Below are 14,505 nucleotides of genomic sequence, written 5' to 3' on the forward strand. Positions count from 1 at the left end.
GGTTAGCCGCGCTGGGCCAAGGATGGCCCATCGCGGCGGCCCACGGATTCAAGCCGGAGTGCGGGCACACCGAGCCATAGCGAGGTGCCGAGTGGTGGGGCACAGACCTTTTGGTTACTTTTGGGGCGTTTGCCAAAAGTGACCCGCTGTAAGAGCGGAACCAATATCAGCCATCACCCAAATCCCGGATATACACCCAAATCAAACACCCCGAGCCCGCATAAAATCCCCCCACCTGCGCACCAGATAGTTATGCTCATCCATCACCGAATTCCACACCGCAATGTGCCCCATGCGCTGCTCATAAGACCCCCCATCGCGCACATCGCCGACGTCAATCAACGGCAACCCATCACTGCCAGGCAACTCCTCCCGAGCAACCATCCCGGCATACCAATAATCCCACTCAGCACTGCTCAAATGGTCCCGCGTACGCGCCGGGTTCCCAATGTAATAACCCTGCCGAGCCATCACCGCCCCAGGCCACCCCGACAACCACCAATTCAAATAAGCATAAGCCGCGTCCAGCACAGGCCCCTGAGCATGCCGCGACAACGACAACCCACCAAACCACGCCCGATACCCCTCACGCGGCACCGCCAGCCGATACTTCACCCCCGCACGGTGCAAACGCATCAACGTCGGCGACCACAAACTCTGAATGTCGATGCTGGGGCTGAGCATCAACTGCGCCGCTTCCTCATCATCCGACCAGAACGCCGCAAAGTGCCCCTCCTTCTGCTTGCGCACCAGAATGTCGGCGAGCACATCAATCTCCTCGATGCTCATATTGCCGACGTCCTTGAACTGCGCCAGCCCCGCGCCCTGCACCGCCAGCGCGGCATCCAGCGCGCCAATCGCCGCATCACTCTGCAACGCGGTGCGTGCCCGCCAAGCCGGGTCGAGCAACCAGCCCCAGCTTTCATTGCCATGGCTGAACCCTTCCGGCAAACGCTCAGGGCGGTACGCAAAACTGTCCGCATTGTGGGTCAAGGGCAACATGCTGATGCGTTCAGTGACAGTGCTGCCGAGGCTGCCATCGTGCTGCACAAACAGGCGCTCGCTCGGCACGCTGCCACTGCCCAGACGGTCATTTGGCGACAGGCGCCCACGCTTGGGCAGGTCGTTGATCTCATGCCACAGCGCAATGCGCCGCGTGTCGATAGGCTGAATCGCCCGCGCGGGCCACACGAAATCGACGTTGTGAAACCACTGGTCATAGAGGTCGTAGCTGTCAGGCTGCATCACCGCAATGCGCTGGGCCTGTTCGACATCGTGCACCTGGTACACCAGGCGAATACCCAGCTCTTGCTCGGCACGCACGCGCAACGCTTCGAGCAAAGTGACGGAAGTCCCGAGGACGCGAAGGGTGATCATGCCGAGAACCGCCGTGAGAACACGTCAAAGGAGCGTCGCAACAACGCCGGGTCGAGGCCGCGTAGGATAAACACCAGACGCGACTGGCGGTCGGTGCCCGGCCACGCGGGCAAGTGCACCGGTGCGTGCAGGCAGTGCTGCACGCCATGAATGACGATGGGGGCCAGGCTGGCGTTCACGTTGAGCAGTCCTTTGACGCGAAGGATTCGTTCGCCGTGGCATCTTAGCAGCATCGACAACCACACCCCGAACCCCACCCAGTCCAGCGGCCGGTCAAAGGTCAGGCAGCACACTTGCGCCGCGCCATGAGTGGCGGTGGTGGTTTGATGGAGTTGCCAGCGGCTGACCTCCACCGCCGGCTCGGCGCTGCGCAGGCCTTCGCCGAGCAGCAGTTGGTCGCCGCTGTGAATGTCATGGGTATTGAGGATTGGCGTACCGGCGTTGAGCGCCTGCAAGTGCGCACGCAGGGCTTCGCACTCGCCTTCCAGGTCGGTCTTGCTCAACAGCAGGCGATCCGCCGCGGCCACCTGGGCCAGCCACTCCGGGTGCAGACGTTCTTGCAGTTCGGCATGGCTGGCGTCGACCAAGGTGATCACCAGACCAATATGAAAGCGCCCACGCAATTGCACGTCGTTGTTCAGAGTGGCGAGGATGGGCGCCGGGTCAGCGAGGCCGGTGGTCTCCAGGATCACGCGTTTGAAAGCTGGAATCTCGCCGCGCTCGCGGCGTTGCAGCAGGCCAAGCAGCGCGTCTTTCAACTCGCCGCGAATCGAGCAGCAGACGCAACCGCTGGGCAGCAACACCGTGTCCGGCGCGACTTCTTCCACCAACAGATGGTCGATACCGACGTCGCCGAATTCGTTGATCAGCAGCGCGGTGTCGCCCAGGCTTTCACCCTGCAGCAGGCGTTTGAGCAAGGTGGTCTTGCCACTGCCGAGAAAGCCGGTGATGACGTTAAGGGCGATGCTCATGATGACTCCAGGTGATCCAGCAGGCGTGGGTCGAGGGGGTCCAGCGGGCGCCCGAGCATGCTTTCGGCGGCTTGCCACAGCTGATCCAGACCGCTTGCCAATGCTTGCTTGCCGGTTGCGCCCAACAATAGATACGACGCGCCTTGAAAGTCTTCGACCTTGAGCCTAAACACCGCCAGCACCTGATTGATCGCCGCGATCCGGCGCAGGCGCTCGCGGCGCCTTGGCAGCTCATCGCCCAAGGGGTCGCTCCAGTGCAGGTCTTCACCGAGCAGCCCGCAGAGTCCGCACATGGCTACACCTCGCTCATGGCATGACATCGCCGGAGTTCGGGCCAAGGGTCTGGCCGACAAACAGGTTGCCGCCCGGCTCACTGGCCAACAACAGGGCGATGGGCGCCACTTCATCTGCCAGGCCGAAGCGGCCCAGGGGCAGTTCCCTGGCCTTGGCGCGTTTCCAGTCGTCGCTGATGCCTTCCACCAACGGCGTCTCGATCGGGCCGGGCGCAATGGCATTGACCAGCACATTGTCTTTGGCGACTTCCAGCGCCAACGATTTGGTAAAGCCAATCACCCCGGCCTTGGCGGCGGCGTAATGGGTCAGCTCGGCACCGCCCTTGATACCCAGTTGCGAGGCCACATTGATGATCCGCCCCCAGCGCTGCGCGAGCATGTGCGGCAGAGCGCGCTGGCTGGCGACGAACACGCTGGTGAGGTCGACGCGCAGCATGTCGTTCCACATCTCGAGGGTCAGATCGACGCAGCGCGCCTGGGTGAGCATGCCGGCATTGTTGACCAGGATGTCGATGCCGCCGAAGTGCTCGACGCAGCGGTCAACGCTGGCTTGGGCGCCTTCGACAGTGCCGACATCGGCCAGGCATTCGAACACCTCGGCGCCGAGGTTGCGGCAGGTGATCGCGGTTTCGGCGAGGCTGGCGGCGTTGCGGTCAGCCAGCAGCAGGCGCGCGCCTTCGGTGGCGTAAGCGCGGGCGATGGCGGCACCGATGCCACTGCCGGCGCCTGTGATGACGGCGCGGCGGTTAGTCAGTTGGGGCATGTTAAATCTCCTAAAACAAACACAGATCCAATGTGGGAGGGGGCTTGCTCCCGATAGCGGTGGTTCAGATAGACATCTGTGACTGACACACCGCTATCGGGAGCAAGCCCCCTCCCACATTTGGATCGAGTGCATCGGTCAGTCGGGCCAGCGCACGGTTAATCCGCCGTCGATGACGATGCTCTGGCCGGTCAAATAGCTCGACGCTTCACTGGTCAAAAACTGCACCAGCGACGCCACTTCATCGGCCCGCCCTACCCGGCCCAGCGGAATCGCACGCGCCGCCTTGGCCAGGCCTTCCGGCCCCAACGAGTTCTTCGCATCCAATGACTGCGGCGTCTCGATCAAGCCCGGAATCACCGCATTGCAACGAATCCCCAATGGCGCTAACTCCACCGCCAGCGACCGGCACAACCCCGGCACACCCGCCTTCGCCGCTGCGTAATGGCTGTGTTCCTGCCAGCCATACACGCCACCGGCAATCGACGAAATCGCCACCAGCGCCCCGCCCTCTTTCATCTGCCGGGTCGCCGCGCGGAAGGTGCGCATCACCCCCGTCAGGTCAACATTGAGCATCTCGTTCCACAGCTCATCGGTCATCTCCAGCAGCGGTGCGCGGCGCAGCAGGCCCGCGTTGGCCACGGCGTAATCGAGGCGGCCAAAATGCTCCACGGCGGCTTCGGCCAGCGCGTCCACCGAGGCGGTATCACCCACGTCCAGCGGCAACATCAGGCAATCACCGCCCGCCTCTTCCACCAGGGCAACGGTGGTGTGCGGGTCATGGGGGTCAGCCGGATAATAACCGCCCACCACCGCCACGCCAGCGCGGGCATAGGCCACGGCGAGCGCTTGGCCGATGCCGCTGGCGGCACCGGTAATCAAGGCAACTTTACGGCTCATCTGAACCTCCTTACTGAACAGTTTCCGGGCGCACATGGCGCGCGGCAAACATCAGCATGCCGGACAAAAAGCACGGCAGCGCGCCGAACCACAGTGCAGCCGTCTGCCAGTCACTGCCGGCTGACAACACTTGTGTTGCGCCAAAACCTGCGACCACCGCGCCAATCGGGCCCATGGCGTGGATGATCGCGCCGCCGGTGGCGCGGATGCTGGTGGGGAAACTCTCACTGATAAAGAACAATGCCGCCGAGTACGGCCCGATCAGGAAAAACAGGCCCAGGCTGTACAGCCCGACCACCGTCGGCATGTTGCTTGGGCCAAACAGCATGCCGGCAAACGACAGCCCGCCGAGCATCCAGCCGAGGCCGATGACGTTGCGGCGGCCGATCTTGTCGCCCATCCAACCGTGGGTCAGGTAACCGCAATACCCCACCAGGTTCGACAGCACGAGGATGATCAGCGAGTTCTCGAAGGAGATGTGGTGCACGCTGACGATTACCGAGGTGCCGAGCACGCTGAACACCTGGATCGCTGCCCAGTTGAGCAACAGCGCGGCGCCGATCACCAGCGTGGCGCGGCGGGCCGGGCCACGGAAGGCGGCTTTGAGCCCGGCTTTACTGTGTTCGTCATAGTCCACGCCGTAGGTCACGGCGACGTTTTGCGCTTCGGTCACTGCGCCGCTTTTACGCAGTTGGCTGATGCGCTCATGGATCTGGAACTGCGGGCTTTCCTTGAGCTTGCGCGCCATGATCGCGATCACAATGGCCGGGATCGCAGCGAAGATGAAGCAGCCCTGCCAGCCGATGATCGGCAGCAGCAAGGCAGTCAAACCAGCGGCAATCAACGCGCCCACCGGCCAGCCACCCTGCACCAGGCTGTAGATAAAGCCGCGACGCTTGGTCAGGCGCGGGTCTTCGGACGCACCATACAGCTCGCTCAGGTACGTGGCGTTGACGGTCTCCTCGGCATAGCCCAGGCCACCCAGCGAACGAATCAGAATCAGCGGCGACTTGCCCCACGCCCCGCCAATGGCGGTCAGCGCCGAGCACAGCGCGGAACCGGCCACGGTGAAAATAATGCCTTTGCGCCGACCCAATTTATCGACAACGGGGCCGATGGCGAAGGCGACCACTGCCGTGCCCACTGCCACCCAGGTCGCGATTTCAGCTTGTTCCACTTCACCCCAGCCAAAGTGCCGGCCGATCTCCGGCAGCAAGGTGCCGAAGAGGATGAAGTCATACACCGCAAACACCCAGGCAAAAAACGCGATCCAGGTCGCAAAGCGCACTTCCTGGGACGTCAGTTGCCGGGGTTTCCAGCCAGTCAGGTCAAGCTTGTTGTAGATAGACATAAATCGCGCCTCGGGGGTGTGGGCTAAGGGTCAGGTACGCGGTTGGCGGCGGATAAAGTCGTCGGCGATTTCGTCGAAGGTGACGAAGCGCACGCCGGCATGGCTCTGGATGTGTTCGATCAAACGCTCCAGCATCAACAGCACCTGCGGGCGGCCGGAGACGTCGGGGTGAATGGTCATGGTGAACACCGCGTGTTCGTGTTCGCGGTAGACCCAGTCGAACTGGTCGCGCCACATTTCTTCAAGGTGACGCGGGTTGACGAAGCCGTGGCTGTTGGGGGCTTTTTTGATGAACATCATCGGCGGCAGGTCATCGAGGTACCAGTTGGCCGGGATCTCCACCAGGTCGGTTTCTTCACCGCGCACCAAGGGTTTCATCCAGGTGTCGGGGTGCTGGCTGTAGTCGATCTTGGTCCAGGTGTCGCCCTTGCGCACGTAGTAGGGGTGGAAGTCGTTGTGCATCAGGCTGTGGTCGTACTTGATGCCTTTTTTCAGCAACAGCTCATTGGTCACCTTGCTGAATTCCCACCACGGCGCGACGTAGCCGGTGGGGCGTTTGCCGGTCACTTGGGTGATCAGCTCAATGGATTTATCGAGGACGATTTCTTCCTGTTCGGCAGTCATCGCAATCGGGTTTTCGTGGCTGTAGCCGTGCACGCCAATTTCGTGACCGGCATCCGCTACGGCCTTCATCTGCTCGGGGAAGGTTTCCATCGAGTGGCCGGGGATAAACCAGGTGGTGCGCAGGCCGTAGCGTTCGAACAACTTGAGCAAACGCGGCGCGCCGATTTCACCGGCGAACAAACCACGGGAAATGTCGTCGGGCGAGTCTTCGCCGCCGTAGGAGCCGAGCCAGCCGGCGACGGCGTCAACGTCGACGCCAAATGCACAGAGAATGTCTTTAGCCATGGTGTGTCTCCTTAAAATTTGAGTACGGATTCGACGGACAACGCCGCGCGCAACAGGCGCGCGTCCTCCCCCATCGGCGCGCCCAGCAGCAGGCCGGTGGGCAAGCCCTGAGCATCGCGGCCACTGGGCAAGGTCACGCCGGGCATGTCGAGAAAACTGCCGGGCATGGTCAGGCGCAGGGTGGCGAGGTTGGTGTTCACGAACAGGTCATCGTTGGCTTCCAGGGGGGCCAGCAGTGGCGCGACATGCGCGACGGTTGGGGTGATCAGCAGGGCGCCGTCGAGGTCGTCGATCAGTTGCTGTTGCAGGCGACGGCGCGCGTCGGTCAGGTGAATCAGTTGGCTGGCCGGCAGTGCACGCGCCGCTTCGAGGCGACGGCGCACGCGCGGGTCGAGCAACTCGGCATCGCCGCTGTCGAGCAGGGTTTCGTGCAGGGCGAAGGCTTCAAACGCGCCGAGCCAGCCTTGGTATTTGATCAGGTTGAGGGTGGTCTGGAACGTTGGGCTATTACGCACGTCGATCAGCGCACCTGCGGCCTTCAACTGGTCCATCGCCCGCAGCAGGTTGTTGCGCACGGCGGGTTCGATGTCTTCCAGTGCGCCTCGCTCAAGCACAAAGCGCTGGCCCTTGAGGCTGCGAGCAACGTGGGTATGCGAGCGGCCGTGCAGCAGGTCATCGATGGCCAGCGCATCGCGCACGCTGCGGGTCAGTGGGCCGAGGCTGTCGAGGGTGTGCGCCAGCGGAAACACGCCGTCGCGGCTGTAGCGCCGGCTGCTGCTGCGGTAACCGACCAGGCCATTGAAGGCCGCAGGGATGCGGATCGAACCGGCAGTGTCGGTGCCCATGGCGATAGGCACGATCCCGGCGGCGACCGCCACGGCCGAGCCTGAGGACGAACCGCCCGGAATGCGCGGCTGATCCGTGCCCTGGGGGTTAGGCGGCGTGCCGAAATGCGGGTTCAGGCCCAGGCCGGAATAGGCCAGTTCGCTGAGGTTGGTCTTGCCGACGCTGACCATTCCCGCGCGGCACAGCAGGCCTACACACGGCGCATCGAGCAGGGCAGCCGGCGCGCTGCGGCGGTGGGCGGCACCGGCCGTGGTCACGCTGCCGGCGACATCGAACAAGTCTTTCCAGGCCAGGGGCACGCCATCGAACACACTCAAGGGCTGGCCGGCGCGCCAACGGGCGGCAGCGGCTTCGGCTTCGCGACGGGCACGCTCGGCGGTCAGGGAAATGAACACACCTGGCGACTGACGTGCGCTGTCGAGTGCCTGCTCGAGGGCTTGCACCGGGTCGCTGCGACCGCTGGCGAACGCCTCGGCCATTGAAGTGGCGTCTGACATAGAGTTGACCTTTATAAAACGTACATATTAATAAAATGTACATTTTACAAAGGCAGCTTTCGTGCCAGTCTGTTCATGCGGTGTTCTGCGCCATTAAGCTTTTAAGCCCTGAGCTACGAGATAGATGCTTTTTCAGGAACTAAAAAAATTCGACACGCCTGCCTGAACAGGCCTCTAATGAAATAATGTATCTTTTATTAATAAGTACATTTTGGTGCAAAAAGTAACATTCCTGCGGGCAAGGCCCCAAAAAAGTGCCACCGACGTGGCGCAGGGTGACAGGCGCAACTTATGAGAGAATCCCCGGTTACCGTCCCACCGCCACCAGAGAAACAGATGAAAGCAGTGTCCGCCTCGGCCTCCCGTTACGCGATGATCCACAAGGTGATGCGGGATGCGATCGTCAACGGCACCGCCCGTCACGGGTTGGTGTTGCTGGAGGCGCCACTCGCCGAATTGTTCGGCACCAGCCGCGTGCCGGTGCGTCGTGCGCTGGACCTGCTGCACGACGAAGGGCTGATCTGCCGCTTCAATGGCCGGGGCTACCTGATCAACCCCGAAGGCCTGGCGATGGAGCCGCTGCGCCTGCCCCTGAGCCACGCGCACCTGGGCCTGAACGGCGACGATGAACTGGTGGACACCCGGCCATTGGGCGAGCGAATCGTTGAAGAAATCGGCGCGGCGCTGTCCACCTGCATTGCCTTCGGCCATTACCGTCTGGATGAGCAGGCCGCCGCCGACCACTACGGCGTCAGCCGCGCGGTGGTGCGTGAAGCGCTGATGCGCCTGCGCGACCGGGGCCTGGTGGAAAAGGAGCCCTACTCCCAGTGGCTGGCGGGGCCTTTGACCGCGCGGGAAGTCACCGAAGATTACGAACTGCGTGCCTGCCTGGAACCCGAAGCGCTGCGCCAAAGCGCGCCAAACCTCGACCGCGAGTTGCTCGAAAGCATGCTGCAACGCGTGCTTGATGCCCAGGACAGCCCGCAGTGCAGCCTGGAAGCCATCGAGCAAATCGAAGAAGACCTGCACCAACGCTGCCTGGCCGGCCTGCAAAACCGCAAGATTGCAGCGCTGATTCGCCAGGGCCAAAGCCCGATGATCATCAGCCGGATTTTTTACCGTTTGCTGGGCATTGGGGCTGATCCGGCCATGCTCGCCGAACATCGATTGATTCTGGAACTGTTGCTGCACGGGGCGTTTGACGCGGCGGCGTTGAATTTGCGCGAGCATTTGCAGCGGGCACGGCAGCGCATGTTGCAGCGGTTGAAGGTGTTGTCGGTGTTGCCTGAACAGCCGTTGCCAGGCTACCTGCACAAAATCAGCTGACCGCACTCAATTCCAACTGTGGGAGGGGGCTTGCTCGCGAATGCGCTGGGTCAGTCAAATATATAGTCACTGACTCACCGCATTCGCGAGCAGGCCCGCTCCCACATTGGTTCTGCGGTGCTATCGAAAATTTTATGCAATATGTTGCTATCTCACTCCCCCCATTGAAACCACTGCTGCTGCGCCCCATCTAACCTCCATACTTCCTTATGCAGGTGCCCCATGAGCGACCAGCAAGAATTCCCTGATTTAGACCTCAACGATTACGCTGACCCCGAAAACGCTGAAACCACTTCGTCCAACACTGGCCTGGCCCTGCCTGGGCAAAACCTGCCGGACAAGGTCTATATCATCCCGATCCACAACCGCCCGTTCTTCCCTGCGCAAGTGTTGCCGGTGATCGTCAATGAAGAGCCGTGGGCCGAGACGCTGGAACTGGTGAGCAAGTCCGATCACCACTCCCTCGCGCTGTTTTTCATGGAAACGCCGCCAGAAGACCCGCGCCACTTCGACACCTCTGCCCTGCCGCTGTACGGCACGCTGGTGAAGGTGCATCACGCCAGCCGCGAGAACGGCAAGCTGCAATTCGTCGCCCAGGGCCTGACCCGTGTGCGCATCAAGACCTGGCTCAAGCACCATCGCCCGCCGTATTTGGTGGAAGTCGAATACCCGCACCAGCCGACCCAGCCGACCGACGAGGTCAAGGCTTACGGCATGGCGCTGATCAATGCGATCAAGGAACTGCTGCCGCTCAACCCGCTGTACAGCGAAGAGTTGAAGAACTACCTCAACCGCTTCAGCCCCAACGACCCGTCGCCGCTCACCGACTTCGCCGCCGCGTTGACCTCGGCCACCGGTAACGAGTTGCAGGAAGTGCTGGACTGCGTGCCCATGCTCAAACGCATGGAAAAAGTGTTGCCGATGCTGCGCAAGGAAGTTGAAGTCGCGCGCCTGCAAAAGGAAATCTCCGCCGAGGTGAACCGCAAGATCGGTGAGCACCAGCGTGAGTTTTTCCTCAAGGAACAGCTCAAGGTTATCCAGCAGGAGCTGGGCCTGACCAAGGACGACCGCAGCGCGGACGTCGAACAGTTCGAACAACGCCTGGTGGGCAAAGTGCTGCCGCCCCAGGCGCAAAAGCGCATTGATGAAGAACTGAACAAGTTGTCGATCCTGGAAACGGGCTCGCCGGAATACGCGGTTACCCGCAACTACCTCGACTGGGCCACCGCCGTGCCGTGGGGCCTGTATGGCGAGGACAAACTCGACCTGAAACACGCGCGCAAGGTGCTGGATAAACACCACGCGGGCCTGGACGATATCAAGAGTCGTATCCTCGAGTTCCTGGCGGTGGGTGCTTACAAAGGCGAAGTCGCCGGCTCCATCGTGCTGCTGGTGGGCCCGCCGGGCGTGGGCAAGACCAGCGTGGGCAAATCCATCGCCGAATCCCTCGGTCGGCCGTTTTACCGGTTCAGCGTCGGCGGCATGCGCGACGAGGCCGAGATCAAGGGCCACCGCCGCACCTACATCGGCGCCATGCCGGGCAAGCTGGTGCAGGCGCTGAAGGATGTGGAGGTGATGAACCCGGTGATCATGCTCGACGAGATCGACAAGATGGGCCAGAGCTACCAGGGCGACCCCGCCTCGGCGCTGCTGGAAACCCTCGACCCGGAACAGAACGTCGAATTCCTCGATCACTACCTGGACCTGCGCCTGGACCTGTCCAAAGTGCTGTTCGTGTGCACCGCCAACACCCTGGACTCGATCCCCGGCCCGCTGCTGGACCGCATGGAAGTGATTCGCCTGTCGGGTTATATCACCGAAGAAAAAGTCGCCATCGCCAAGCGTCACCTGTGGCCAAAACAGCTGGATAAAGCCGGCGTGTCGAAAAACAGCCTCTCGATCAGCGACGGTGCCCTGCGCGCATTGATCGACGGTTATGCGCGGGAAGCCGGGGTGCGCCAACTGGAGAAACAGTTGGGCAAACTGGTGCGCAAGGCCGTGGTCAAGTTGCTGGATGAGCCGAACTCGGTGATTAAGATCGGCAACAAGGACCTGGAAAGTTCACTGGGGATGCCGGTGTTCCGCAACGAGCAAGTGCTGTCCGGCACCGGCGTGATTACTGGCCTTGCGTGGACCAGCATGGGCGGCGCGACCTTGCCGATTGAAGCGACGCGCATTCATACACTCAATCGCGGCTTCAAGCTCACCGGGCAGTTGGGTGAAGTGATGAAAGAGTCCGCTGAGATTGCCTACAGCTACATCAGCTCGAATTTGAAATCGTTTGGTGGTGATCCGAAATTCTTCGACGAGGCCTTTGTGCACTTGCACGTGCCGGAAGGTGCCACCCCCAAAGACGGCCCGAGCGCTGGCGTGACCATGGCCAGTGCGTTGCTGTCGCTGGCGCGTAACCAGCCGCCGAAGAAAGGCGTGGCCATGACTGGCGAGCTGACGTTGACCGGGCATGTGCTGCCGATTGGCGGCGTGCGCGAGAAAGTGATTGCGGCGCGGCGCCAGAAGATTCACGAACTGATCCTGCCGGAGCCGAACCGTGGCAGCTTTGAGGAATTGCCGGAGTATTTGAAGGAAGGCATGACGGTGCACTTTGCCAAGCGCTTTGCTGATGTGGCCAAAGTGTTGTTCTGATCGTTATTCAGTACCTGAGCTGGCCTCTTCGCGAGCAAGCCCGCTCCCACATTTTGACCGAGTGCATTCTTTGGAATGCGCTCGAATGTGGGAGCGGGCTTGCTCGCGAAGGGGCCGGTCCAGCCACCTCAATACCCCAGCCTGTCACACCCTGTCTCATCTTCGGTTATGCTCGCCCTTCGTCGTGAATCAACGGAGCCCCCATGACCGCTGCCCGCCTTCTTCTCCCCCTGAGCCTTGCCCTGCTGGCTGCGTGCGCCAGTGCACCAAAGCAAAACGTCACCGTTGAAGACCAGGGCGCCTGCCCGCTTCAGCTTAAAACCGGACAAAACCTGATCCTCACCCTGCCGAGCAACCCCACCACCGGTTACCGCTGGGCTATCCAGGATTCCGCTGGCGGCGTGCTGCGCGCGTTGAGCCCCGAGGTCTATAGCAGCAGTGAATCCGGTGTAATCGGTGGCGGCGGCCAGTCCACTTGGCGTTTCCAGGCGTTCGCTGCCGGCCAGGGCCGCTTGCGCCTGACCTCCCAGCAACCGTGGGAGCCGGAGGCCGAACCGGCCGAGACGTTCGACTGCGCCATTACGGTGAACTGAAGTGCCTTGGCTGATTCTTGCGTTGATGGGCGCCGCTACTTTTATCTACGGCCTGACCCCCATGCAGCGCTGTTGTGCCTGTTGATCACCACCCACTGGCTCGGCCAGTGGGGTATCACCGCCTCGGCTTTCCATCAGACAAACCGCGCATCCCCTCACCACATTGGCTAAAATGCCGGCCTTTCCCCCATCGTCGCCGGAACAGCCGTGAGCAAAGAACCCGATCGCCTATTCGCCCAGCCCCTGCCCCAGGTGCCGGACTTCGCCTTTAACGAGGACGTGGTGCGGGTGTTCCCGGACATGATCAAACGTTCGGTGCCGGGTTACCCGACCATCGTCGAGAACCTCGGCGTACTCGCGGCGCAGTTTGCCCAGCCCAATAGCCTGCTCTACGACCTGGGCTCGTCACTGGGCGCGGTGACCCAGGCCTTGCGTCGCCACGTGCGCACCGACGGTTGCCGCGTTATTGCTGTGGATAACTCGGCAGCAATGGTCGAGCGCTGCCGTGAATACCTGAATGGCCAGGATTCGATGTTCCAGGAGTTGCTGCCGGTTGAGGTGATTGAGGGCGATATCCTCGCGCTGCAGTTTCAGCCGGCCTCGGTGGTGGCGCTGAACTTCACCCTGCAATTTATCGCCCCCGATGAACGCCTGGCGCTGCTCGGGCGTATCCGCCAGTCGCTGCTGCCGGGCGGTGCGTTGATCCTCTCGGAAAAGCTGCGCTTCACTGATGCTGAAGAACATGCGCTGCTCACCGACCTGCACGTCGCGTTCAAACGCGCCAACGGCTACAGCGAACTGGAAATCGCCCAGAAGCGCAGCGCCATCGAAAACGTCATGAAGCCCGACAGCCTCGAAGAACACCGCGAACGCCTGTTGGCGGCCGGGTTCTCCAAAGTCGTGCCGTGGTTCCAGTGTCTTAACTTTGCCTCGTTGATTGCCTTGCCATGATTGATCTGTCCCCCCTCGCCCGCCATATGGTGGGCACTCCTTTGGCCGTGTGGGCCCAAGGCCTGCAAGCGCAACTCGATAGCAAGATGGAAAAGGGTCATGGCGACCTGGAGCGCTGGCAGAGCGCGCTGGATGCATTGCCGCAGATCCAGCCCAGCGAAGTCGATTTGCTCAATGGCCTTACGCTCGACACCGATTGCAACGACGCCACCCGCGCGCAAATGCACACCGCGTTGATGGGCCTGAGCCCGTGGCGCAAAGGGCCGTTTAACCTGTTCGGTGTGCATGTGGACACCGAGTGGCGCTCGGACTGGAAGTGGTCGCGCGTTGCGCCGCACCTGGATTTGAAGGGTAAACGCATCCTCGACGTGGGCTGCGGCAACGGTTACTACATGTGGCGCATGCTCGGCGCGGGTGCCGACAGCGTGATTGGCGTGGACCCGAACTGGCTGTTTTTCTGCCAGTTCCAGGCGGTGCAGCGCTATTTGTCTGAACCCAAAGCCTGGCACCTGCCGTTTCCGTTTGAAGACCTGCCGCCGAACATGGAAGGCTTCGACACGGTGTTTTCCATGGGCGTGTTCTACCACCGTCGCTCGCCGATCGAGCATTTGCTGGCATTGAAAGACTGCCTGGTCAAAGGCGGCGAGTTGGTCCTGGAAACGCTGGTGGTGGAAGGCGATCAGCAACAAGTGCTGGTGCCGGAAGACCGCTACGCGCAGATGCGTAATGTGTGGTTCCTGCCATCGGTGCCGGCGCTGATGCTGTGGCTGCGCCGCGCGGGCTTCAACGATGTGCGCTGTGTGGATGTGAGCGTGACCACCGTGGAAGAGCAGCGCGGGACTGACTGGATGAAGTTTCAGTCGCTGAGTGATTTCCTCGACCCGGACGATCACAGCAAGACGATTGAAGGGCTGCCGGCGCCGATGCGGGCGGTGGTCATTGCCAAAAAATAACCCCCAGTCTCCCTGAAAAAATGGAGATCAACATGTGGGAGGGGGGGTGGGGCCGGGGGGGGGGTTGGAAGGAGGGATTTTGATGCGGAACCACCCCCCAAGGGGGGAAGCCCCCACCCCCCCATGGATGTG

Annotated in this window: 13 protein-coding genes and 1 pseudogene; 6 read left to right on the plus strand and 8 right to left on the minus strand. The window is 61.9% G+C overall.

The window, feature by feature from the left end; genetic code table 11:
- Positions 1 to 201: 201 nt before the first annotated feature.
- The 8 genes from Q7C20_RS25930 to Q7C20_RS25965 all read right to left on the minus strand — a co-directional run bounded on the left by Q7C20_RS25930 (position 202) and on the right by Q7C20_RS25965 (position 7,907).
- On the minus strand, positions 202 to 1,377 hold the full coding sequence (locus Q7C20_RS25930; RefSeq protein WP_375071079.1) for a PotD/PotF family extracellular solute-binding protein: 1,176 nt from the start codon (positions 1,375 to 1,377) through the stop codon (positions 202 to 204).
- Positions 1,374 to 2,348: a CobW family GTP-binding protein gene (locus Q7C20_RS25935; protein WP_375071080.1), complete on the minus strand. Its 975-nt coding sequence runs from the start codon at positions 2,346 to 2,348 to the stop codon at positions 1,374 to 1,376. Before Q7C20_RS25935 ends, Q7C20_RS25930 begins: the two co-directional genes overlap by 4 nt.
- A complete protein-coding gene (locus Q7C20_RS25940; RefSeq protein ID WP_375071081.1) occupies positions 2,345 to 2,641 on the minus strand; it encodes a hypothetical protein in 297 nt (98 codons plus the stop codon). The genes Q7C20_RS25935 and Q7C20_RS25940 overlap by 4 nt, the downstream gene beginning before the upstream one ends.
- 13 nt (positions 2,642 to 2,654) lie before the next feature.
- On the minus strand, positions 2,655 to 3,404 hold the full coding sequence (locus tag Q7C20_RS25945; RefSeq protein WP_375071082.1) for an SDR family NAD(P)-dependent oxidoreductase: 750 nt from the start codon (positions 3,402 to 3,404) through the stop codon (positions 2,655 to 2,657).
- A 138-nt stretch (positions 3,405 to 3,542) separates the two neighbouring features.
- Positions 3,543 to 4,304, minus strand: a complete 762-nt coding sequence (locus Q7C20_RS25950; protein ID WP_375071083.1) for an SDR family NAD(P)-dependent oxidoreductase — start codon at positions 4,302 to 4,304, stop codon at positions 3,543 to 3,545.
- A 10-nt stretch (positions 4,305 to 4,314) separates the two neighbouring features.
- Positions 4,315 to 5,655: an MFS transporter gene (locus Q7C20_RS25955; protein ID WP_348060862.1), complete on the minus strand. Its 1,341-nt coding sequence runs from the start codon at positions 5,653 to 5,655 to the stop codon at positions 4,315 to 4,317.
- Positions 5,656 to 5,685: 30 nt separating this feature from the next.
- Positions 5,686 to 6,564 carry a polysaccharide deacetylase gene (locus Q7C20_RS25960; protein WP_003210406.1) on the minus strand — a complete coding sequence of 293 codons (879 nt, stop codon included), beginning with the start codon at positions 6,562 to 6,564 and terminating at the stop codon, positions 5,686 to 5,688.
- An 11-nt stretch (positions 6,565 to 6,575) separates the two neighbouring features.
- Positions 6,576 to 7,907, minus strand: a complete 1,332-nt coding sequence (locus Q7C20_RS25965) for an amidase (RefSeq protein WP_375071084.1) — start codon at positions 7,905 to 7,907, stop codon at positions 6,576 to 6,578.
- 336 nt (positions 7,908 to 8,243) lie between these two features.
- Between Q7C20_RS25965 and Q7C20_RS25970 the strand changes: the two genes are divergently transcribed.
- From Q7C20_RS25970 to cmoB, 6 genes and pseudogenes are all read left to right on the plus strand, one after another.
- Positions 8,244 to 9,233, plus strand: coding sequence for a GntR family transcriptional regulator (locus Q7C20_RS25970; protein ID WP_375071085.1), 990 nt, complete (start codon positions 8,244 to 8,246; stop codon positions 9,231 to 9,233).
- Positions 9,234 to 9,455: 222 nt separating this feature from the next.
- Positions 9,456 to 11,876, plus strand: coding sequence for an endopeptidase La (gene lon, locus Q7C20_RS25975; RefSeq protein ID WP_375071086.1), 2,421 nt, complete (start codon positions 9,456 to 9,458; stop codon positions 11,874 to 11,876).
- Positions 11,877 to 12,079: 203 nt separating this feature from the next.
- A complete protein-coding gene (locus Q7C20_RS25980; protein WP_348060871.1) occupies positions 12,080 to 12,469 on the plus strand; it encodes a protease inhibitor I42 family protein in 390 nt (129 codons plus the stop codon).
- Between the two features lies 1 nt (position 12,470).
- Positions 12,471 to 12,556, plus strand: a pseudogene (locus tag Q7C20_RS25985) (lysoplasmalogenase); the annotation flags it as partial.
- A 120-nt stretch (positions 12,557 to 12,676) separates the two neighbouring features.
- Entirely contained in the window at positions 12,677 to 13,420 is a 744-nt protein-coding gene (gene cmoA / locus Q7C20_RS25990; protein WP_375071087.1) for a carboxy-S-adenosyl-L-methionine synthase CmoA, read from the plus strand.
- Entirely contained in the window at positions 13,417 to 14,373 is a 957-nt protein-coding gene (gene cmoB / locus Q7C20_RS25995; RefSeq protein ID WP_375071088.1) for a tRNA 5-methoxyuridine(34)/uridine 5-oxyacetic acid(34) synthase CmoB, read from the plus strand. The genes cmoA and cmoB overlap by 4 nt, the downstream gene beginning before the upstream one ends.
- Positions 14,374 to 14,505: the final 132 nt, after the last annotated feature.

Origin of the sequence: Pseudomonas sp. AMR01 (assembly GCF_041946035.1) — a bacterium.
GTDB classification, from domain to species: domain Bacteria; phylum Pseudomonadota; class Gammaproteobacteria; order Pseudomonadales; family Pseudomonadaceae; genus Aquipseudomonas; species Aquipseudomonas antarctica_B.